The 22,809-nt window shown below is 38.8% G+C and carries 20 protein-coding genes; 3 read left to right on the top strand and 17 right to left on the bottom strand.

Annotated features, from left to right (window positions below):
• Window positions 1-46: 46 nt before the first annotated feature.
• The 14 genes from cmk to A6733_RS01255 all read right to left on the bottom strand — a co-directional run bounded on the left by cmk (window position 47) and on the right by A6733_RS01255 (window position 16,478).
• Window positions 47-721 (bottom strand): (d)CMP kinase, encoded by a 675-nt coding sequence (gene cmk, locus A6733_RS01320; RefSeq protein ID WP_092411503.1) that lies wholly within the window; start codon window positions 719-721, stop codon window positions 47-49.
• Window positions 722-723: 2 nt separating this feature from the next.
• On the bottom strand, window positions 724-1,863 hold the full coding sequence (locus A6733_RS01315) for a hypothetical protein (protein WP_092400881.1): 1,140 nt from the start codon (window positions 1,861-1,863) through the stop codon (window positions 724-726).
• A gap of 30 nt (window positions 1,864-1,893) precedes the next feature.
• Window positions 1,894-2,781 (bottom strand): 4-hydroxy-tetrahydrodipicolinate synthase, encoded by an 888-nt coding sequence (gene dapA, locus A6733_RS01310; protein ID WP_092400878.1) that lies wholly within the window; start codon window positions 2,779-2,781, stop codon window positions 1,894-1,896.
• Between the two features lie 202 nt (window positions 2,782-2,983).
• Window positions 2,984-4,051 (bottom strand): M23 family metallopeptidase, encoded by a 1,068-nt coding sequence (locus A6733_RS01305; protein WP_092400875.1) that lies wholly within the window; start codon window positions 4,049-4,051, stop codon window positions 2,984-2,986.
• Between the two features lie 35 nt (window positions 4,052-4,086).
• The gene (gene surE, locus A6733_RS01300; RefSeq protein ID WP_092400872.1) at window positions 4,087-4,836 is read right to left on the bottom strand and encodes a 5'/3'-nucleotidase SurE; all 750 of its coding nucleotides are present in this window, start codon (window positions 4,834-4,836) and stop codon (window positions 4,087-4,089) included.
• A gap of 30 nt (window positions 4,837-4,866) precedes the next feature.
• Entirely contained in the window at window positions 4,867-7,503 is a 2,637-nt protein-coding gene (gene alaS, locus A6733_RS01295; RefSeq protein WP_092460264.1) for an alanine--tRNA ligase, read from the bottom strand.
• A 105-nt stretch (window positions 7,504-7,608) separates the two neighbouring features.
• Window positions 7,609-9,054 (bottom strand): trypsin-like peptidase domain-containing protein, encoded by a 1,446-nt coding sequence (locus A6733_RS01290; RefSeq protein WP_092400865.1) that lies wholly within the window; start codon window positions 9,052-9,054, stop codon window positions 7,609-7,611.
• A gap of 57 nt (window positions 9,055-9,111) precedes the next feature.
• Entirely contained in the window at window positions 9,112-9,927 is an 816-nt protein-coding gene (pssA, locus tag A6733_RS01285; RefSeq protein ID WP_092400862.1) for a CDP-diacylglycerol--serine O-phosphatidyltransferase, read from the bottom strand.
• A gap of 30 nt (window positions 9,928-9,957) precedes the next feature.
• The gene (locus tag A6733_RS01280) at window positions 9,958-10,605 is read right to left on the bottom strand and encodes a phosphatidylserine decarboxylase (RefSeq protein WP_092400859.1); all 648 of its coding nucleotides are present in this window, start codon (window positions 10,603-10,605) and stop codon (window positions 9,958-9,960) included.
• Between the two features lie 72 nt (window positions 10,606-10,677).
• Window positions 10,678-11,964 (bottom strand): phosphoribosylamine--glycine ligase, encoded by a 1,287-nt coding sequence (gene purD / locus A6733_RS01275; protein WP_092400856.1) that lies wholly within the window; start codon window positions 11,962-11,964, stop codon window positions 10,678-10,680.
• A 67-nt stretch (window positions 11,965-12,031) separates the two neighbouring features.
• Entirely contained in the window at window positions 12,032-13,627 is a 1,596-nt protein-coding gene (gene purH, locus A6733_RS01270) for a bifunctional phosphoribosylaminoimidazolecarboxamide formyltransferase/IMP cyclohydrolase (RefSeq protein ID WP_092400852.1), read from the bottom strand.
• Between the two features lie 56 nt (window positions 13,628-13,683).
• Window positions 13,684-13,938 carry a helix-turn-helix domain-containing protein gene (locus A6733_RS01265; protein WP_092400849.1) on the bottom strand — a complete coding sequence of 85 codons (255 nt, stop codon included), beginning with the start codon at window positions 13,936-13,938 and terminating at the stop codon, window positions 13,684-13,686.
• Window positions 13,939-14,040: 102 nt separating this feature from the next.
• The gene (locus A6733_RS01260; RefSeq protein WP_092400846.1) at window positions 14,041-15,180 is read right to left on the bottom strand and encodes a Rossmann-fold NAD(P)-binding domain-containing protein; all 1,140 of its coding nucleotides are present in this window, start codon (window positions 15,178-15,180) and stop codon (window positions 14,041-14,043) included.
• Window positions 15,177-16,478: an aminopeptidase P N-terminal domain-containing protein gene (locus tag A6733_RS01255; protein WP_092400843.1), complete on the bottom strand. Its 1,302-nt coding sequence runs from the start codon at window positions 16,476-16,478 to the stop codon at window positions 15,177-15,179. Before A6733_RS01255 ends, A6733_RS01260 begins: the two co-directional genes overlap by 4 nt.
• 808 nt (window positions 16,479-17,286) lie before the next feature.
• On the opposite strand from A6733_RS01255, the gene A6733_RS01250 reads away from it, so the two are divergent.
• The 3 genes from A6733_RS01250 (at window position 17,287) to A6733_RS01240 (ending at window position 19,030) form a co-directional block, all read left to right on the top strand.
• A complete protein-coding gene (locus A6733_RS01250) occupies window positions 17,287-17,613 on the top strand; it encodes a helix-turn-helix domain-containing protein (RefSeq protein ID WP_092400925.1) in 327 nt (108 codons plus the stop codon).
• Window positions 17,614-17,684: 71 nt separating this feature from the next.
• Window positions 17,685-18,191 (top strand): gamma carbonic anhydrase family protein, encoded by a 507-nt coding sequence (locus A6733_RS01245; protein WP_092400840.1) that lies wholly within the window; start codon window positions 17,685-17,687, stop codon window positions 18,189-18,191.
• A gap of 62 nt (window positions 18,192-18,253) precedes the next feature.
• Complete coding sequence (locus A6733_RS01240) at window positions 18,254-19,030, top strand: enoyl-ACP reductase FabI (protein WP_092400837.1); 777 nt, start codon at window positions 18,254-18,256, stop codon at window positions 19,028-19,030.
• On the opposite strand, the gene truB is transcribed toward A6733_RS01240, so the two are convergent.
• The 3 genes from truB to infB are packed head-to-tail and all read right to left on the bottom strand — an operon-like array spanning window position 18,988 to window position 22,809.
• Complete coding sequence (gene truB, locus A6733_RS01235) at window positions 18,988-19,752, bottom strand: tRNA pseudouridine(55) synthase TruB (RefSeq protein WP_175330492.1); 765 nt, start codon at window positions 19,750-19,752, stop codon at window positions 18,988-18,990. The genes A6733_RS01240 and truB overlap by 43 nt on opposite strands.
• Complete coding sequence (gene rbfA, locus A6733_RS01230) at window positions 19,745-20,137, bottom strand: 30S ribosome-binding factor RbfA (protein WP_092400831.1); 393 nt, start codon at window positions 20,135-20,137, stop codon at window positions 19,745-19,747. The genes truB and rbfA overlap by 8 nt, the downstream gene beginning before the upstream one ends.
• Window positions 20,134-22,809 carry a translation initiation factor IF-2 gene (gene infB, locus A6733_RS01225; RefSeq protein WP_092400828.1) on the bottom strand — a complete coding sequence of 892 codons (2,676 nt, stop codon included), beginning with the start codon at window positions 22,807-22,809 and terminating at the stop codon, window positions 20,134-20,136. Before infB ends, rbfA begins: the two co-directional genes overlap by 4 nt.

Genomic DNA, 22,809 nt, shown 5'->3' with positions numbered 1-22,809 from the left:
GCTAGTTACAAAATAGGGAAAATGATACAAAAACAATTATCCCATTTTAAAGGTTATAGATACGCTGAGAAGCATGAAACAGCACCTCATCAACAACACAATCTAATGATTGATCAGTCGAGTCGATTATCACCGCATTCTCAGCAGCCACTAGAGAAGAATATTCTCGAGTTGAATCATATGAGTCACGAAGCAAAATTTCCCTCAAAACTTCGTTTATTCTTACACAGCTATTATGCTGTTTCAACTGAAGAAACCTCCTTTTTGCTCTAACCTCTGCCGTAGCAGTCAAAAAAACCTTAAGAATGGCATTAGGGAATACCACGGTACCCATATCTCTGCCGTCTGCAACTAAGCCTGGCTCACGGAGGCGATCCATTTGCAGTCTCATAAGAAATTTTCGTACAGATGGGATTCTAGACACACGGGAGGCCGCTAAAGAAACTTCTGGGTCGTAGAGTCTAGTACAGATATTTCCATTAACCAAGATCGATCCATCTTCACTCCAGGAAATCTTTTGTTTGGAAATAAATTCTGATACCAAATTACCCTCTAATGGTAGGTTATTATTTATGGCAACAAAAGCAGCTGCCCTATATAGCAAACCACTTTCCAAATAATGGAATCCCAGAGTATTGGATACCTTTTTTGAAACGGCCCCCTTGCCAGAAGCAGATGGGCCGTCAATGGCTATTACTGGAATACTGTCATGTATACCCATAATCAAGAGTAATTATTGGATATAACTTCCAAAATCCTAAGCGCTACTTGTGAAGTATCAATCTTATGTCCCGAGCTATCGTAAACCAGGACCTGAGTAACTTTTTTGCCAGAAAGAGATGACAACCTTATTAGATATGCTTTAGGTTTTACTAAATCGGCAGAGGAGGATGGAGTAGATCCTAAAAATCTAGAAATTTTGGAAACAATGCCCTCCTGATTTTGTGGAACAAAAGAAGGATCGAGATAACTAATAGTAAAACTCTTATTAGCAAAATCTTCTTTACTTAATTGTATACCACTCCTAACAATTGCCTTTTTAGTCATGAACCAAGATTCTCTTACTGGCTTGCTAATAATCATCAAAAACGGGTGAAATAGGATATCCCGAAAATATTTTTCCACTTTTGTTAAAGGAGCATATCTCAAAAGCATGAGACGGTTAATTCCAGACGGATTGGCCCCAAAGAGCGAAAGATAACGTGGAATCAAATAACTAAAAGAATACAACCCGCAACCTGAACAATTATGCCACGATGAGGATTGCCTAATTGTACGCTCTCTATTACGCAAGTCCATTAGGAACGATATATACGATGATTCTTCACGATGAGCAAAAGACACAAAAGTACCCGATTTATGGGCATGAAAAATTACGTGATATCTATCACGAAAGCCCCAATATGGAACACCAAAAAATTTATTATTTTCTTTGTTATAGTAGTAGTATTTCTTCCATTTTGTATGTAGTTCTAGCTTCTTTAGATCAGAAGAAACACTGAACCCATTGTAAGAAAAAAAATCGGATGTTTTTTTCATTACTTTTTTAAGCTGTTCTGGAACAAATACAGTAATTCCAGAAACATCCTCAGATAATCTAAGATTAGCAGTAACAACCATGTCAATGTCATTGTTTTTATTATAGTTGGCAGTTACAGCATCTTTATCTACCATCTCAGGTCTTTTAATAACCCCACTTAGATCGTATGTAGAATCGTACTGAGGGTGAGACATAGTAGGTGGAATAACCAATTTCGCGGTCTCATTACCATATGGTGATGCAGAGTACCTAGAAAACAAGGAGCTACAGGCAACCAAAAAAAATAGTAATGGCAGACAATAGAGGCTTTTAAATTGATACATAAATTTTCCCATCGTCAATAATATTATGAATTACAGACAAACTTTTTTAATTCCTGCCTGCTTCATAGCGAGCCTCAGGTTATCATGGTGCTCAGCACTAAGCCAGGTCAGAGGAAGCCTAATACCTGGTTCTATCAACCCCATCTCAGACAAAACCCATTTGACTGGAATTGGATTTGATTCTATGAACAAAAATCTGTGAAACCACCATATACTACTATTGATTTCTCTAGCTCTACTTATCTGACCAGAAAAAGCACAATCACACATATCATGCATAAGCCGCGGTACAACATTTCCAGTCACTGACACACACCCTTTAGCCCCCATAAGAATGCTGGGCAAGGATACTGAATCATCTCCTGCATAAAACATGAAATTTTTAGGAAAATTATGCATCCAGTGTATAGCTCTTTCTACATTATTTGTTCCTTCTTTCATTCCTACAATATTAGGTATCTCAGATAAATCCAATAAGGTTTGCAAAGAAATGTCCACTCCTACCCTACCAGGGATATTATAGATAACAATAGGGCAAGATACTTCCGAAGAAAGTGAAGCAAAATGCTCGTATATACCTTTTTGTGTTGGTTTTAAGTAGTAGGGAACCACACACAAACAAACATCGACGCCTATTTCTTCCATTTCCTTTATTTTTACTATGCTATCTCGGGTGGAATTGCTTCCTACACCTACCCACACGGGAATTTTTCCATCAACCCGCTTTAAAACTCTGGTCACAATTTCCCGTCTTTCTTCTTCAGTTAAAAGCGCAGGCTCCCCAGTGCTTCCCATAAGCAAAAGTCCGTCACTCTCTTCTGCTAAATGGTAGTCTACCACGCGATCCAAGCTTACTAAATCAACCTGACCATCATGTTTCATAGGCGTAACCAAAGCAGATATGCAGCCTGAAATCATCTAATTGTATCTCCGAACAGAAAATTAGGATTATAAATGAAAGGTGGGTCAAAAGGTAGGCATAAGAAAAAAATAATTAATTCAAGTATTTAGGTTTAGGCGATAAGACAGTGTATCAAACAGCTGTTAATAAATACTAGTTGGAACACATAAAGCTGGTAGTTTTTAATATAACTACATAAATTTTGTTTGTTATTAATTTTTAATGGGATGCAGATTTAACAACAGTATGTGACTTATGGTGCGTATGAGAGAAACGCGTAGCAGACCTATTCATCTTTTTCAATTCCAGTGCGTATGTTGTCCCCTTATCATATTTTTTATTAAGCACATTAGTATTATTCTTCTTAGTATTAAGATGCTTATGTCCTACGGGTGGTGCCAGTTTTTTCTTAGCTTCGATGTCTTTCTTTGCTTCGACGTCTTTCTTTGCTTCGACGTCTTTCTTTGCTTTGATATTGTTATCAGTAAATATCTTAAGCCCAAAGTGAAGTGGTAAAATATGTCCTTTAAAGCGAGTACTAAATGTAAATGAACAATCAATACCATCACATAGTGGCAACGCTATTGCTTGTCCGACCTGAACATTATCCCCTTTTTGCACAATATTTTTTCCAAGATGAGCATACACTGTAGCGTAATTGTACCCATGTCTAACTACTATAAGATTTCCATATTTTTTTAGTGAGGACGAAGACATAACCACCTGCCCTGCTGCTGCAGACACAACCTTATCTTTAGGGGATGTTATAATTAGGGCACCTCCAGCATTATCTTTTTTAAACGAAATAGGCTTATGAGTAGTAGGAAAAAAAAGTGGAATAAATTTTTTAGAGTACTTGTTATCTGCTATAGATAAAATACAATGGTTATTATTTAGTATGAGAGGTGTTTTAAACTCGGAGTTATCACTGTCATTAATGTTAAGAGACGAAGTTACTTGTTGCACAACCAATCCTGAAAATCTATTATTTTTACATTCTTCTGGTAATACTATAACCTCACCATCATGGATAACAGTAGATGAGGAAAAGTGCGGATTCAAACTTATTAGTCTAGATTTAGGACATTTGTAGAGCGTGCTGAAAGTTTTTATATCCTTGCTATCACCAAATATTACGTAGCACCCACGACAATATGAAATTGTAGATACAAATTTTTGCCTTTGTATATTACTATGGCTAATCTTCCCTCTCTCAGAAATCATGGCACATCCAGAAAGCAAGAAAGAGAAGATGGCAAAAATTATGCCCGATCTAAAATTAAACATAGTGGCAGTATAAAATCAATTAGGTTACTGTAGTTCTATAACTTTACCATCCATGATGGATCGTAAAAAGAGGTAGAATTACTCTGTACAAATTTCAATGGTGTAATGGATGCATAACGATTACGCGTAGCCCAAAAATCTTGACTATTCGAAAGTCCTAATGGGCCACTTAGATCACCCAACGAACAATGATACTCCTTATCTGATACTTTTTGACAAGATATTGGATGGGAAGTTTTTCTTTGCCCAAGGTTGGTGTATGCAAATCCTCTGCAATCTGAAATAGCCACTGGAGGTATGTTAACACTTATGGCAGAAGGAAAAGGTCTTAAAAAAAGAGTTTTGAAATAGTTTTCTAGAAATAACTTTACCACATGTCTTGCTGTATTAAAGTATATGGGGTTGTTGCTGCATAGAGAAAATGCAACTCCATGCACCCCATGCCAAAAAGCTTGCATTGCAACTGAAACTGTACCTGAATAAATTACATCTGAACCTAAATTAGCTCCCAAATTGATACCAGATAGGACGAGATCGGGCTTCCAATCAAAAAAACCTTCTAACGCTATTATCATACAATCTGAGGGTGTACCAAAGACCCTGTATACATTGGATTCCATTTCTTCAACTATAATATTTCCCTTAGTTACTGCGAAACTGGATGCGCTTCTATTACGATCAGGTGCAAAAACCACAATTTCTGAAGTATAATCCCGGGCTATTTTGGACAAAAGTACAATCCCTTCTGAATCATATCCATCATCATTACTTATCAAAATTTTCATAAATTTTCCTGAGTTATTATAAGATAGGAATTAAACAATTTTATCTAGTTGCTGAGTAAGAAACAAAAATACTTTGTCAAAAAATGTGCTAATACCGTCAGGAAAATGTACCCTATACTGTGCAAGATTAGCCCTTCCACCTCCTTTAGCAATTATGAGACTCGGAAAATCCTTAGCTATGGAACGTGCGTCTAATACATGTGATATAGTGTTAGAAACTGAAAAAATAAGATTAAAGCACGAATCGTCATTAGTAATAAAAATTACGATACTTGGACTGTAGTCCTTGGATAGGTAATTTACACAGAAAACGGCGTCTGATTTTTCCAGTTTGTCATCGTAAATCAAGAAAATCTTAACATCGTTGTGCAAGCAACATTTATTTTTGTAAGAAAGAACTCGCTCTAACAGACGCTCATTTTTTACCTGCTCTAGCAATTTCTGTGAAGTTATCAATTTGTCTGAAATTTTAGATATGCTACCAATAATATTAACGGGTTTACAACTAAGAATTTTTGATATTTTTTGTATTTGAGATGATCTTTCGTAAAATAGTCTGAGACTGGAAAATCCAGCGACAGCCTCAATACGACGCACACCAGATGAAACTGCAGATTCACAGGTAATAGCAAACAGTCCTATATTTCCAGTATTTTTTACGTGTATTCCTCCACACAATTCCCTAGATGAGCCTATTTGCAGAACACGAACTACATCTTCATACTTGTCTGAGGAAAGACTTATAGCTCCTGAGTTGATTGCTTCCCGATATGGCATAAAACAAATTTTGGTATCAGAAGATTGCATAACTTCATCATTGACAAAATTACTAATCTCAGAGAGTTGCTCTTCTGATATAGGATCACGATGGGAGAAATCAAAACGCAACTTATGTTCATCTACATAAGAACCACGTTGCTTAACATGTGTTCCCAGAATTTTGCGAAGAGCTGAGTTTAATAAATGGGTGGCAGAATGATGGCGCGCAATTTGCATTCTACGCTCTAAATTTACTTCACCCAACATAATATCAGATGTTTTGCAAGTACCTTTAGACATGAACCCAAAATGAGCAATAACAAGGGCAGATAGGTTTTGTGTATCAGTAACATTAAAAACAGATGATAAATCTTCTGAATACCATTTACCCGTATCTCCTACTGGTCCCCCTCCCTCTGGATAAAATGGCGTTTTATCACAAACGATAACCCCCTCTTGTGATTCCAAAAGAGATGGTACTAACTGTCCATTAACGTATATAGCTAATATGCTGGCAGACAATTTGCTAGTATCATAACCACAAAAATTAGAACGTACTTCATCACCAACGAATACCGAAAAATTTTTGCCAAAACAGCTGTGTGAACGTGCATTCTCCCGCTGGGCAGCCATAGCTCTATCGAAGCCGTCAGTGTCTACATAAATATTACGGGACTTGCAAACGTCTTCTGTTAGATCAAGAGGAAAACCAAAAGTATCATATAACTTAAATGCTACAGAGCCGTCTAAAATAGATATATTTTTAGAAAGCTCCCTTTCTAAAAGTACCATTCCATTTGCTATAGTCTCAAAAAAACGCTCCTCTTCATCCCTAATTTCTGATGCAATTCTTTCTTCTTCTGTTTTTAACTCTGGATAAGCATCTCCCATTATTGAGACTAGCTCAGGAAGTAATTTGTAAAAAAATGGTGACCGTTGGTTAAGCTGGTATCCATGGCGAATAGCCCTACGTATTATCCGCCTAAGAACATAATAACGTCCTTCATTACCTGGTATTACACCATCAAAAATTAGAAAAGCAGTTGATCTAATATGATCAGCAATAACTCTAAAAGAAGATTTGTAAGAAGAATCTGACAATCCTACTATAGATTCTATCGCCGAGATTAATCTACGAAATAAGTCAATATCATAATTTCCGCTTACCCCTTGCATTACAGCAGAAATACGCTCTAATCCCATTCCAGTATCAACACATGGTTTTGGCAAAGGTCTTAGAACACTGTCTGAACCAAGATCAAACTCCATGAAAACTATGTTCCAAATTTCAACAAAACGGTCACCTTCAGCAGAGGGCGATCCTGGAGGACCACCGGCTACAGATGGACCATGATCGTAAAAAATCTCCGTACATGGGCCGCATGGGCCAGTAGTAGCCATTTGCCAAAAATTATCTGATGTGTAGGCTTCTTCATTTTTATTTCCTATGCGTATGATGCGATCTTCCGGTATTTTTATTTTGTCACGCCATATGTTGTACGTTTGATCATCCGAAAAGTAAACTGTTACCCATAGGCGAGATATTTCTAACCTTAGAAAATCAATTAGAAAAGACCAAGCATAAGTAATAGCCTCTTCTTTAAAATAAGAACCAAAACTAAAGTTACCAAGCATTTCAAAAAATGTGTGGTGCCGTGATGTATAACCGACATTTTCTAGGTCATTATGTTTACCACCTGCGCGTAAGCAACGTTGCGCAGAAGCTGCCGTATCATATGAAAGACATTCTTTGCCTATAAAAACGTTTTTAAACTGAACCATGCCAGCATTTGTAAAAAGCAAAGTAGTATCTCTGCTATCTGGAACAAGAGAGCTTGAAGGAGCTATAGTATGCCCGTTATCTTTGAAAAAATCTAAAAAAGCGGTACGAACCTCATCCAATTTCATTCAGTCACGTCTCCAGAGAAACCGACAACAAAAAAAAACAAACCCAGAGACTAAAGCAGGGCATTTTAGAATAATAGACTAAAACACCCTGCGCTAAGAACGTAGTTATTTTTTAGCTGATTCTGCTTTCTCAATTGCAACAAAGGCCCTATCAGAATCGCGCTGTATTAGAAAAGCCGCCGACTTAACTGGAGAATTAATCATTTCGTCAAACTGCGACAACTCCTTAAGTGGTTTTCCATTCATAGCAACAAGAATATCGCCTGAACGCAATCCTACTTTGTATGCTGTACCGGTATTAATAATATTACCAATAAGCAATCCAGCTTTAGTATGGGCATCATCAAGTTCGGATGGCAACATCTCCCTCAAATAAATTCCCATGGGCTCATAAAAATGGAAGGGAGGAATATTGGCAGAAATTTTCCTATTATTCCATTCAACAATAATTTTTTGTTGAGAGCCATCGCGCCAGAGTACTATAGTTGCTGGCTTAGTATTATCATGCGTAGTAATAAGTGAATATAAGGTGCCGGCAGAAGTGACAGGGGTATTTTCAAAATGGGAAATACAGTCACCTGATGTAATACCAGCGCTTAATGCTGGTGATCCAGCCATAACTTGAGAAACTAGAACACAAGAATTTGGCTTTAATTTAAAAGAAGCGGCTAAATCAGGAGACAAATTTTGTGCCACCACACCCAGATATGTTGGTTTAATGAAGCCCTTTTTCTTCAATTCCAAAACTATTCTAGAAGCATAATCAGAAGGAATAACTAAGGAAAAATTACTAGAAAAATCAACATGTGGGGTATTTAATCCCAGAAGATTACCATTCATATCCAGCAAAAGGCCACCAATACTTTTAACTGTAAGTGATAGATCTGTCATTATAAAATGATGCGGGATATAGTAGCGAATAACACCATGGGACAAAGAATCGTCATAGCCAAGAGAAATTACCCACTGACCAATTGCTACTCCGTCCATATTAGCTAGCTTCGCTGGAAACAGCTTTTCTTCAGGAGAAATTTTAAGCAATGCTAGTCCACTATTACGATCAATACCAATTACCTGAGCTTCATAAACCTTGTTATCGTAAGTTGTAACCTGAACTCTCTCTACTCCATACAGTAAATAGGCAGAGGTCAGTATATAGCCATCACTTGAAAAAATTGCCCCTGAACCTTCGTAAAAAGAGTGAATACCCTGCACTTGACGGACATTAATTCTAAGTGAATCATCTAATTGCCCAAACCAAGAATCTAAATCGCGAGTTATATCATCAACTCCCCACCTAAAAAAATCTGGTTTGTGAGTAACACGGACATGAACCACAGATTTGCGTGCAGAGTCTAGGATTTTCGAAAAATAAGAAGTATTGTTTGCCAAACATTTGGAACAATTTGGTGATGCACTACGTATATTAATAGATTTAAAATATTTACTATTGGCATACGAGGGGTAGGACCTGATGGCGGCGATGGCTATAGCAGCACCCAAACACCCGACAAACAGGTAAGAAAAAAATATCTTAACAAGCCGTGACATAAAACATGCCCTCCTTAACAAAGTCTTGCAATTTGGAAAAATTTATCAAATGAGTTTCTACGAATTACAATTGTCCTCATCCACCACACGCTCATCAGTAGTTGGGTCGTTTTTTCTGAATCGAGCAATAAATGACCTTATAAATCCCCACAAAAGGTATAGTACAGAGATAACGAACAGCATATCAAAAATATCAATTAATGATTGGGACAAAGCTACTATAGCTAGCACCACCCAAACAACCCTGGAAAACGGGACGCTTTTTCTAAAATTAATGTTTTTCCCACTATAAAATGGGATATTGGAGATCATCATAAGACCAACACTAACGGTAAGAAACCACGAAATCATAGCCAAAAAAAACGGAGAAATGGCGGGATTGTGATTTCTTATAACTGTCACGTAACTCACTAGTAGCATAGCAGCTACTGGGCTTGGTAGGCCCAGAAAATGAGTCTTTGGCTCATCCTCACAGTCTAGAGAGACATTAAAACGAGCTAACCGCAGTGCTGCAGTTACGCAATAAATAAACGCAGCTGCCCAACCAGGACGGCCCATCAACTTCAGCGACCATTCGTACATAATCAGTGATGGCGCTGCCCCAAAACAAATCATGTCGGACAAGCTATCATACTCTGCACCAAACGAACTTTGAGTATGAGTAAGCCTGGCAATTCTTCCATCTAAGTTATCAAATATGGTGGAAAAAAATATTGCCAAAGCGGCACTACGAAAATCACCATCCATAGCACGTATTATAGCGAAAAAACCACAAAATAATGCCACAGTAGTTAATAAATTTGGTAATAAATACACCGTCTTTTTTTTTAGATTGCGCCTAGCAGAACGCAGCTCAAAAGCCCTCTTATACATAAGGATACTTTAACTCCTCAAAAAGAACCTCTATTCTGGCAGCTCACACAAGGCCGTCGTAGCTGCTTTAACTTTATCTCCCAAAGAAACCAATACACGAGACTCCACAGGAAGATAAATATCTAGTCTGGAACCAAAGCGAATAAAGCCGTATCTTTGACCAATTTCCACCGTCTGAGAAGAATCAACATAACAGAGTATCCTTCTAGCAATGAGTCCAGCTATTTGAACACATACCACATCTACTCCCCTGTTTGTTTTTAACCACAGAGCACATCTCTCATTATTATCAGAGGACTTATCCAAAGATGCATGCAAAAATTTTCCAGGAGTGTACCACTTATTGCAAATAAGACCAGAAATTGGTATACGGTTGCTGTGAACGTTGAAGACATTCATAAAAACACTGATCTTAATTGATGGTCTCTTAAGGTACGGGTCCTCGGTTTGGGTAACACTAACAATTCTACCATCTGCAGCTGACATAACTAAGCTAGGATCGGGATTTCCTACCGGCCTTTGGGGATCACGGAAGAACTGAATTACAAAAAGCACAAGCAGAATAAAGAACCAGGAAAAAACTAATCCCAGGAATACATGAACCGTAAATGCCAAAACAACAAACCCGGCAACGAGATACCGACCTTCAGGGGCAATCCAAGAAATAAGTCTACGCATAAGAAACCATATCCAAACACATATAAACGTTAAATTGTAGTCCTGGTTAGGATAATATTAAAAATAAAGACGCTAAGAATGGTCTTTGATGCACTTATACCCTATGTCAGACCTATACTGCATTCCTTTAAATGATATAGAGGGAATCATATCATATGCATTCTTGCGAGCAATACGTGCCGTCTCCCCCAGGACTGTTATACCAAAAACTCTCCCACCGGATGTTAAAAGGCAGCCATTTTCATATGTCGTACCAGAATGAAACAACTTAAAGGTGGCAGTATTATCTGGCAAAGATAGAATAGGACGTCCAACCACAGGATTCGAAGGATATCCCTCAGAAGCAATAACAACAACAAGGGCATAGCGTGTGTCCCATTCTATGTCTGGGTAAGATTCCATTTTTTGATGAGCAGCGGAAAAAAGTAACTCACTAAAATCTGATTTTAATCTCATCATTAAAACTTGGGTTTCAGGATCGCCCAAACGACAATTATATTCAAGCAGGAACAAGGAGCCATCTGACGAGAGCATGATCCCAAAATATAAAAACCCGGTATACGGCACTCCTTGATCAGTAAGAACTCCTTTTATCGTTGGCCTAACAATTTCACGCATTATTCTAGCGTATAGCTCAGGTGTAATTGAGGGTACAGGAGAAGTGGCTCCCATTCCACCGGTATTAGGTCCCAAATCACCAGTTCGAAGGCGCTTATAGTCTCTACTAGTAGCAAAGGTTTCAATGTTTTTTCCGTCAGTTAGCACCATAAAACTTATTTCGGTACCATTTAAACGCTCTTCCACAATAATAGATGCCCCTGAATTTCCCAGAGAGCGCTCATTGATAAGACTATCTACAACTTTGTAAGCTTCGTCCTTTGAGGATGGTAAGAATACTCCTTTGCCAGCAGCTAACCCGTCGGCCTTAATAACATAATCATACGATAAGCTATCTATATGTACCCGAGCTGCATCTGAACTGTCAAACCATGAATATTTTGCGGTAGGAATAGAATGGCGCGTCATAAATTCTTTAGCAAATATCTTGGAAGTTTCCATCTGAGCAACATCTTTCATAGGCCCAATAATAGGAATACCACGGCTTCTAAATAAATCCACTATTCCAAGTTCTAGTGGTTGCTCTCCACCAACAATTGTGTAATCTACTTCGTGCAATTTAGCAAAATCCGCTAGTGACTCAATATCAGTTGCTGCTATGGGAACATTTTCCATAGCCTCCTCGGAAGCGGTACCAGCGTTACCTGGTGCTACATAGATCTTGCTAACACGAGCTCCATAGGAAAGGCGCCATGCCATAGCATGCTCCCGACCGCCGGACCCAACGACTAAAATTCTCATAAAACCTATTCTCTCTATGTATATTCAGTAGTAATAATCAAGTAGATGAATAAAAAGCTAATTAATCCTAATGGCGAAAGTAACGAACGCCAGTGAAAATCATCACCAGGCCGCAATTATTTGCTTTATCAATTACCTCTTGATCACGAACAGAGCCTCCAGGCTGTATTATTGCTACAGCACCAGTCGTAGCTATACGTTCTAGGCTATCTGGAAAGGGGAAAAAGGCATCTGATGCTATAACCGACCCAGCTAAGTTCAGGTTACGATTAGCAGCCTTTGAAATGGCAAGATCAACTGCATCAATACGGCTCATCTGAGCCGCACCAATTCCCAAAGACATGCTATTTGCACAGAATATAACAGCATTTGACTTGAGGTGCTTGACCGCTTCCCAAGCAAACAAAAGGTCCCTTTGCTGTAATTTAGTGGGGTGTTTATCAGTAACTACGCGACATTCATTAAAAGTTATTTGACGAAAATTACGCTCTTGAAGTATAAACGACCCGGAACTGATGTGCTTCATCTCATACAAGTCATCTGATGAAGGTGGCATAGGAATCAACACACGAACGTTAGGTTTGCTGGCCAGCGCCCGCTTAGCGGCGCTAGTAAAGCTTGGCGCAACAACTACTTCAACAAAGACATTCAGTATCTCAACCGCAGTTGATTCATCAACTTCACGATTAAAAGCCACTATCCCACCAAAAGCAGATAAAGAATCACCACGGAATGCTTTCTTGTATGCCTCAAGGGCAGCGTCACCTAAAGCCAAACCACAAGGAATTGCGTGCTTTACTATAACACATGCTGTCTCCTTGAATGAAGAAACACAAGACCAAGCAGCATCGGCATCAACTAAATTATTGTAGGAAAGATCTTTACCTTGCAAAAGGGATGAATGTGCTACCCCCCCCTCTTTGAGAGAAGAATCAAAATAAAGTGCAGCTCTTTGATGTGCGTTTTCTCCATACCGTAAATCTTGCGCTTTACGCAAAGAGAGGAATAAATGTGGCTCAAACTCAAATTGGCAAGAGGACCTGTGAGAAGGAAAACTCTTTTGAAAATAATCAATAAAGTACGCTGATATAGCGTGATCATAATCAGCAATAAGCCTAAAGGCTTTTGTTGCCATTTCAAGGCGAAATGAATAATCCACACCACCTTCCTTAAGTAACTGCTCTAAAGCCCGATCATAGTCTGCTGGATCAACGAGAACCAAAACATCCTCATAATTCTTGGCAGCAGAACGCAAGAGTGTTGCTCCACCAATGTCTATATTCTCTATAAGTTTTTCATGGTCAGAAGAATGTTCTAATAATACTTCTTTAAATGGATAAAGATTAACAACAACAACGTTAATGGCAGAAATACCGTGCATGGATAAATCACGAGAGTGATCATCTCTATTGGACTTAGCCAATATAGCGGCATGTATTTTCGGATGAAGGGTTTTAAAACGGCCATCTAAAATTTCTGGGAACCCTGTCCAATCTTCCACTGTTTCTGATTTAAGGTTATTTTGAGAAAGAAGAGCAGCAGTACCAGAAGAAGAAACCAGTTTAGCGTTAGCACGCTCCAACATAGCCTTCGCAAAAGAAACAATACCAGACTTATCAGATACACTTAACAAAACGGTGAGAGAAATAATATTTTTTTCCATATAACACGCTACAAAACATTACACATGCAAAAATCCTAGCAAAAAATAAAGCAGCACTATTTACCACTATCTGCTGTTATTTTGTAAAGATTAATTTTCTTCCTAAGAGTATTACGATCAATACCCAAAATTGAGGCAGCCTGGGTTTGGTTACCACGAGTTTTGTCAAGTATGATCTCAATCAATGGACGTTCAACAGCATGGATAACCATGCTATATACCTGATGAGGTTTGGCACCGTCCAAATCATCGAAATATCTATATATTCTCTTACGCAGGCATTCCACTAAATCATCACTATCTTGAGTCATACCCCCTCCAAAAAAATAAAAGACCTACACAAATCTATCACACTACAATCGGGCATATAGACGCATAGAAGCACAATAAAACCTTTTTTAGAAACAGGAAAGCTAGCACGACGAATAAATAATTCGCCGCAAAACAGATTTAAGTATCTTGCTTCCGTTAAAAACAAACAGCCCACAATCTTCTAGAAGTGAAAACAGCGCCCGACGATGTGTAAGATATCTAGACAGTGAATCCGTTGAGTACCACAACATTTTACGTTTGCAGTAGCACTCTTTCTCGTAGCAGGAAAATGCCATCAATGCAGATCCTTGGCCACTGGTAGCAGATTGTCTCATACAATTGACCAAAGAGCGAACATTAGAGAGTGAAAAATTAATTCCACGAGCACCTATCGGATGCAGCGCTTGGGCAGAACTTCCCATAAATAGTACTCTATTTTCCTGAGTAAAGTTTAACCTAAAAAAAACTGGTATCTCTGATGAGACCACGTGTTCAATATTACCAATATAACCCAGATGGGAGGCCACTGAAAAACGCAAGCGATTAGAAACGGAAGACGTAGACAAAAGCGAGCTGTCAGTTAGCATTTCTATAAATCTCCACTCATGATTATCTTGGGGCAACAACGCCGTAACAGAAAATTTCCCTAAAATTTCATATGCGCACCTCGGTGTAGCGCAAGGAAGAGAAATTGTACCTAAGGCGGCATAGTGCTTAACACTGGAGGTCGCATTTAAAAAATTAGACTTCAGTGGGCATGTTACGACCAAATGTGATGATCGGCAATTGTAAATTGAGCCATCCTTTCTTTCAAACAAAACATTAACATACTCGCTACATACTTCATGACTGATATAGCGCATACCCAAAAAAATATTTTGAGAATAACTGTTTTGTAAAGAATTTACTCTCATAAGAGAAAAAAGCTTAGTATAGTCCACACAGTAGGCTAGATGGTGCTCGTTGTAGTCGGATGCGCGAACAGTTAATTTTGAAAACCCTGATGCATGAAAGATGTCGGTCCGATCAATAGGGCTAAGATCATCAAGTGATAGTAGGCCCTGTGAGCACAGGTATTTTGCGTTTTCTAGCATCAAAACAATGCATCTAGCATCTTTGGAGGAAGGAAGGTCGTCCGTACCGAAAAGAACAGGAGAAAAATTGGCTCTGCTCAATGCGCTCATGAGCGTTAAACCCACTGGTCCAGCACCAACTATTATAAAAGGATAAAAATCAGTCATGACCTCATCATTACCTCGACATCTTCGCAGGATTTAGGAATACGAGAGCTCATAACTATGCACCCGTTATCTGTAACCAATACATCATCCTCTATCCTAACTCCAATTCCCCAGAAAGAATCAGAAATATCATCTGATTTTCTAAAATACAGACCTGGCTCTACCGTTATAATAACACCTGACTGTAGTATATTAGGCTTGTGGCCTACATCATGGAATCCTGTATCATGTACATCAGCGCCTAACGTGTGGCTTGTACTGTGTATAGAGTATTTCTTATACAATTTTTTTGAAAGCACATCATCCAGTGGCTGTTTAAAAACTCCCATATCAATTAAACCTTGGGAAAGGGTATTAATAGCGGCTAAATGTACCTCTACCAAATCACGGCCAGGACAGATTGCACGAATAGCTTCCTCTTGTGCCAATATAACAAGCTCATATATTTCTTTAGATAAGCCTTCATACTTTCCAGAGGCGGGGTAAGTTCTAGTTATATCCGAGGCATATCCTTCGTACTCGCAACCAGCATCAATAAGAACCAAATCTTTAAGCTGTATCAGCTTATCGTTATTAGTATAGTGAAGTGTACAAGCACGATCTCCACTGGCAACAATGCTGTCATACGCAGTACGACGTGAACCTTCTTTGTAAAAAACATGCATAAGCTCGGCTTCTATTTCATATTCCCAACGACCTGGAGCGATAGATCTAGCTGCTTGGCAGTGAGCTTTTTCTGTAATGTCAATAGCCCTTTGTATTGTTTGTATTTCATAGTTATCCTTAATAAGGCGTAATTTGCCTATATGATATTGAATATCCTCAAGTATAATGGAACTATCATAGGAGGAGCTAAAGTGCTTTTCTTTTTGATAATCATACAGTAACTGATCAACTTTTGGATTCTGTCCGAAATTGGCATATATATGTGTAAAATCCGGCAGCATCGAGCTTAATTCATCAATCAGGACGTCATACCGAAAAAATTTATCAAAATTGAATTTATCTTTCGCCCCTTCGATACCTAACCTTTCTCCTGTCCAAATTTCTTCATCTGGATTTTTGGGCAAGCAGAATAGAGTGGTTTCAGCGATGTTTCCTTGGTGAATTTTTATGCATATAGCAGATGATGGCTCGGAAAAACCTGTTAGGTAGTAAAAGTTGCTGTCATGGCGGTATGGGTAAGCAATATGAAAATTCCTGTACTTTTCTGGAGAATTGGAGATTATGACTAATCCGTTTTCCAATTCACAAGCAAGATTGCCGAGCCTTTTTAAACAAATGCTATTATCTATCATTTAATTTAGTCCTAATTCCTAAAAAAATTATCCAAAAAAAATAAAACCAATCACCTTACCAAACAGGATCCATTCTAATAGAAAAAGTACTCGACTACTAAAATTTAGTAAAAACAACCTAACGGACAAATAAATTAAGTAAGTTTCACAGAGCAATTCTTATCATAGGATCATAATGATACACTAGAGACAATTTAGATGATGTTGTGTTGCTGTCAGATTTTGAAAATCATGTACAAAAAAAAGTTAGGAAGGCTCTTTTGTAGGTTTATCTTGTTGATTAATGTAAGTTACACTATAAGCATTTTATCAAATACAATACGTTACATAGAAAATATAGTAATTGAGACACATGCTAATAATCAAGACAAACACGCACGCCAATTTAGGTTCACTTAGGTAGTGCATTTAAGATGCATCGTTATTGATTGGTATGTACAAAATAAAAAATTTCATTGTTTAATTTAATTAGTGATAATTATTGTAGTTGGTACCATAAAAAAAAATCAAACGTAGTATAGGCATTACTTACACTACAAACAAAAATACAGTAACTGTACATATATATCGTATAAATTATTTGTTAATCAATAATTTTAATTAATAATAATTATAATCAATATTAATTAAATAATTGGCAAAATTCCGGGTTGCTTTTTTAGTATGAGTCTACTATGACGTCATACACTGGTATTTCCTATAATGATGAACGGCTATGTTCAAGGGATATTATCGTGTAGTAATGGCATTCGTAATTATTGTAGGTAATTTGAATCCCTGTAATCTACAAAGACAAAAGGAAATACCTATGAGGAATTCTCATACTTCATCGAAGAAGAAAAAGGTTAGTCCTAGGGAAATAAGAAAGAAATTGGGACTAAACCAGCAGCAGTTTTGGGAGCAAGTTGGAGTTACTCAGAGCGGAGGATCTAGGTATGAAAGTGGTCGTTCTATACCTAAGCCGGTTCTTATGCTCTTACAGCTCGTTCATATGGAGAACATAGACATAAGAAAACTCAATAAAGACGATATTGATGTCATAAAATATCTCAAAATAAGTGACTACAGTGCTTATAAAGAGCTAAAAAAATTAGCCAAGCACTATCTAAAAGAAAACAACCTTAGAAATCAGTAGGGCATCAGACTGGATTGAAAGTACTTGCTAGGTTAGTATATGTGATACTGAATTTATAGATGTAAGTATAAATGAAAATTTTTCCTGAGAGGGTCAGTATTGCATCTTCGTCATGGATTGCCCCCACGTCTTGTATAGTTGGCGATGTGCTTCTGTCTGACAATGTTGGGGTATGGTTTGGAAGCGTCCTACGTGCGGACAATGAGCCTATAGTTGTTGGGGATTGCTCTAACATCCAGGATGGATGTGTTTTACATAACGACAAGGGATACCCAGTAAAAATAGGTAAGATGGTTACGGTAGGTCACGGAAGCATACTTCATGGATGTATTGTAGATGACGTAACCCTGATAGGTATGGGCTGTATAATACTTAACGGGTGTCATATATCGTCTTTTTGTCTTATAGGAGCTGGAACACTTATTACCGAGAATACTTTTATTCCAGAGAGGAGCCTTGTTTTGGGTAGACCAGGAAAAGTTGTTCGCTCGCTTTCTGATAGTGAAATAGAAGGAATCAAGGAAAACGCTGTTCATTATGTTAGTAAAAAGGAGCTATATCGATCGGCTAGTGATTAGCACCTCCTGCTTTTCGTTTATTACAGTCTTCTCTTTTTCAAATGTCATCTTTGGAGAACCCAATGTCTTTGTTAGCTGACAAGTGTATACTTGTTACTGGTATTTTATCAAAAAAATCAATTGCCTATGGAATTGCTGAGCAATGTAGAAATATGGGATCTGAATTGATTCTCACTTATCAAAATGAACGTTTTGAAAGCAGAATAAAGGATATAGCGTCAGAACTGGGAAGTGCCTTAGTTTACCCATGTGATGTAACAAATGATGAACAAATAGATACTTTATTCAATAATTTAGAAAAAAATAATTTAACCATTGATGGCTTAGTCCATGCTGTTGCTTACGCACCACGTGATGCTATAGGAGGTTCATTTTTATCTGGTTGTAGTAGAAATTCTTTTCAGATAGCACACGATGTATCGGCCTACAGTTTGGTTGCACTTGTCAGGGGTGCGTTACGCTTGATGACCAATGGTGGCTCTGTAGTTGCTATGACATATCTTGGATCCGAGCGTGCCGTTCCAAATTATAATACTATGGGCCTAGCAAAAGCTTCTTTGGAAGCTGCGATTAGATATACTGCATATGAGGTTGGCTCTAAGGGTGTTAGAGTTAATGGAATATCTGCTGGGCCAATTAGGACAATAGCTTCTTCAGGAATTGAAGACTTTTCAAATATACTAAAGCATGTATCCAGTCATGCCCCTTTGAAGCGCAACGTAACTTTAGATGACATTAGCGGGACCGCAGGATTCTTGCTTTCATCTCTTTCTTCTGGAATAACTGGGGAAATACTCTATGTAGACTGCGGATATAGGACGGTTCTTCCAATAGGATGACGGTAGGACGGTAACAATAGCAACTCACGTCGTTGTACAAGCGGCAACTCCTGTATATCACGTATGTGAGTAGCGTCATTTACGTGATAGCGACCAACCATCGTACGTATCAGTTGTCCCAAGTAGGAGCAGCATCCAAGAGATGCACCTATATTTTCTGCTAAAGTTCTTATATAGGTACCTTTACTGCAATAGACCCTTATATCTATTGCCGGGTAACTATATCCTAACAGAGCTATTCCGGTTATCGTGCAAGTACGACGTTGTCTAGGTACAGTCACACCCCGCCTGGCCAAGCTATACATACGTACCCCACCAATCCTTATTGCCGAATACGCTGGAGGTATCTGCTCTATTGCACCTAAAAAAGAATATACAGCATCTTCTACTTCGCTAAATGTAGGTTCACGAGATGAGACTGCTTCAATTTCACCTTCTCCATCTCCGGTTGTTCTTTTTTCTCCTAAAATCACCCTAGCCCAATAGCCCTTTTGAGAGGAAACAAGCGTATCAAAAAGTTTGGTACATCTTCCAAAACAAATTAACATCAAACCAGAGGCAAGGGGATCAAGAGTACCTGTATGTCCAACTTTTTTGGCACAAAACAAATGCTTTACACGCTGCACAGCATCATTAGAAGTAAACCCGACCGGTTTATTTAACAGAAGAACACCATCCAGTGCATCCATACTCTTAGTAGTAGAGGAGAATTTATTAATCATCTGTACACAATGACATCGCATGATTTATGAGTACAGACATACGATCAGCCTTATCAAATAGATCATCGTAGACGAAAGCAAGCATTGGAGCATTTTTTATTCTCAAGTTCCGGTAGAGCTGTGCACGCAAAAAACCGGAGTAAGAATCTAGAATGGAGCGTACATCCTCACAGCGTGAATCGTTATTTCTACATCCTCCTAGAGGAACAAAAAAAACCTTAGCTGACAAAAAATCAGGGGCCAATAAGACATGAGTTATCGTCAAAGAAGGAACATCAGGATTCTTAACAGAAAGACGCACTAGCCTGGATAACTCATCCCTAATCTGGTCAGCGACCTGCAAACAACGTCTACTGGGGCACTTAGATTTTAGTTTTTTTTTCATAGCTCTGTTCTAATAATCTCTTCAAAATCATAAACCTCAACTAAATCATTTTCCTGAAGATCAGAAAAATCTTTTATTGATACACCACACTCAAAGCCTGCACGAACCTCTTTAACATCATCTTTGAAGCGCTTTAAAGATAAAATCTCACCATCAAAAATTAGATTATCTTGCCTAAACACACGTACCTTAGAACCACGTTTCAGCATTCCATCTATAACAAAAACACCACAGACCACACCTCCCCGACCGAGAGAAAAAACCTGGCGAATTTCAAAGTGACCAAGTATACGTTCCTTTTTCTCCGGAGAAAGAAGACCTGTCATAACAGAGCGTATTTGATCAATTATGGAATAGATAACGTTATGGGATATAACAACAACAGAGTAGCTTTCAGCCAACCTCTTTGCTGATAGGTCAAAACGAGTGTTAAAAGCTATAAGAATAGCTTTGGAGGCGGAGGCCAAATTAACGTCAGAATCAGTAACTATTCCAGCTGCGGCATGTACTATATTGATACGCACTTCGTGAGTAGAAAGCTTTTGTAGGGACTGCGCCAAAACTTCTTGTGAACCCTGAACATCAGCTTTTATAACAATTGATAAAACTTTGGCAGCCGAAGTATCACCTTGAGAAAAAACAAGCTCTGAATCAGTTTTAACAGAAGCAGCACGACGCGCAAGTTTGAGTTCCCTAAATTTACCTTTACGAAACAGGGCAATTTCCCTAGCCTTACGATCGCTTTCTAGTACAAACGCTTCTACCCCAACTGCAGGCAACTCAGAAAGGCCATGAATCTCGACTGGCATAGAAGGACCAGCAACCTTCACTGCCACCCCGCGATGATCAACCATGCTACGAATACGCCCAAACGATTCACCAGCAACAAGAGCATCGCCTTGAGAAAGAAATCCCGACTGTACTAGTATAGTAGCAACTGGTCCCCTACCCTTATCAAGCCTAGCTTCTACGACTACGCCACTAGCAAGGCCAGAGTGAGAAGCCTTTAAATCCAATACTTCTGCTTGAAGCAACACAGACTCCAGCAGCTGATCAATACCATCACCAGTTTTAGCAGAAACATTAACAAATATAACATCCCCACCAAATTGTTCCGAAACAAGTCCGTATTGCAATAGATCCTGACGAATCTTCTCTGGATTGGCATCTGGCTTATCAATCTTATTTACAGCAACAACCATAGGAACATTAGCGGCTCTGGCATGATTGATAGCCTCAATAGTCTGAGGCATAGGCCCATCATCTGCAGCAACCACTAAAATAACCACATCTGTAGCTTTAACACCACGAGCACGCATAGCTGTAAATGCTTCATGGCCAGGAGTATCCAAGAAGGTAATTGCACCAAGGGGAGTCTCAACATAGCAAGCTCCAATATGCTGAGTTATGCCACCAGATTCACCCACCACAACATTAGAGGAGCGCACATAATCCAACAGAGAAGTTTTACCATGATCAACATGGCCCATAACTGTAACAACTGGTGGACGACGGTGTTTCTCAATATTTTTAGAAGAAGCAAGATTTGCAAGATAAGAATCTGGATCATCCAGGGTTGCAACAATGGCGGTATGTCCCATCTCTTCTACAATTATCATTGCAGTTTCTTGATCAATAATCTGATTTATAGTTACCATAACCCCGTTTTTCATCAGGGACTTTATAACATCAGTAGCCTTAACCGCCATTTTTTTGGCCAGATCAGAAACAGAAATAGTTTCAGGCACATACACATCCCTAACCACAGGTTCAGTAGGCACATGAAACACTCCATGATCCTTATTAGTCAATTTTTTGCGTGAGTGATGTTTCTTAACATGCCAACTCTCAGCAGAATCGGGATCAAGAATCCCCATAACCTTTATACCAGAACGCCGAGCAGGTGAAGATTCATCATGATCAGAATGAGAAGATCTCTTAGATCTCTTCGCCGGACGAGAAGCAGGGGCAGCATCTTGACGATTCTTTGAAGTTGAAAACCTGTCCTTCTTGGAGGAGGAAGAATCTGCATTTGCAGCAGCAGGCTTAGCTTTAGTCTTAGGTTTAGGAGTTTCATCAAAAACAGGAGCAGAAGGAGTGGAAACAAACTCCTTAGCAGTAGGAGGAGTATCTTGAGCAACAGACCTGACTTGGATGTTAGAAGGAATTTCTACCACCTTGGAAGAAGGAGAAAAAGATTGGACCTCCTTACCATCAATAACCTCAGACCCAGTAATTGGGAAGGAGTCTATATCAACAGGCAATACAGAATCGTGATCCGCTTTAGAAGAAGCTGACAAACCAGCACCTAGCTCTGCCTCGATTGATGGAGACAAGGAGACTTCTTCCCTTGTCGGAACAATTTCAGAAGCAGCAGGCGGCTTTAAAAGAACGCGCCGCCGCCTAACCTCGACAGGAATAGTTCTCTCCCTACCCATAGGGTATGACTTTTGTATCTTACTCGTCTCACGACGAGTCAAAGTGATACGAGAGGAAGAACCAGAGCTGCCATGAGACCTTCGCAAATAAGACAAAAGAAGCGCTTTATCCTCAGCACTAACAGTTTCGGATGGAGAATTCTTCATTACGCCAGCCGCACTGAACTGATCCAACAAAACAGTGACGGAGACATTCAGTTCAGTGGCAAAATCACTGACACTCAAACTTGACAT

Origin of the sequence: Candidatus Ichthyocystis sparus, from assembly GCF_900078745.1 — a bacterium.
Lineage (GTDB): Bacteria > Pseudomonadota > Gammaproteobacteria > Burkholderiales > 2013Ark19i > Ichthyocystis > Ichthyocystis sparus.
This window is presented reverse-complemented; position numbering and strand designations above follow the sequence as displayed.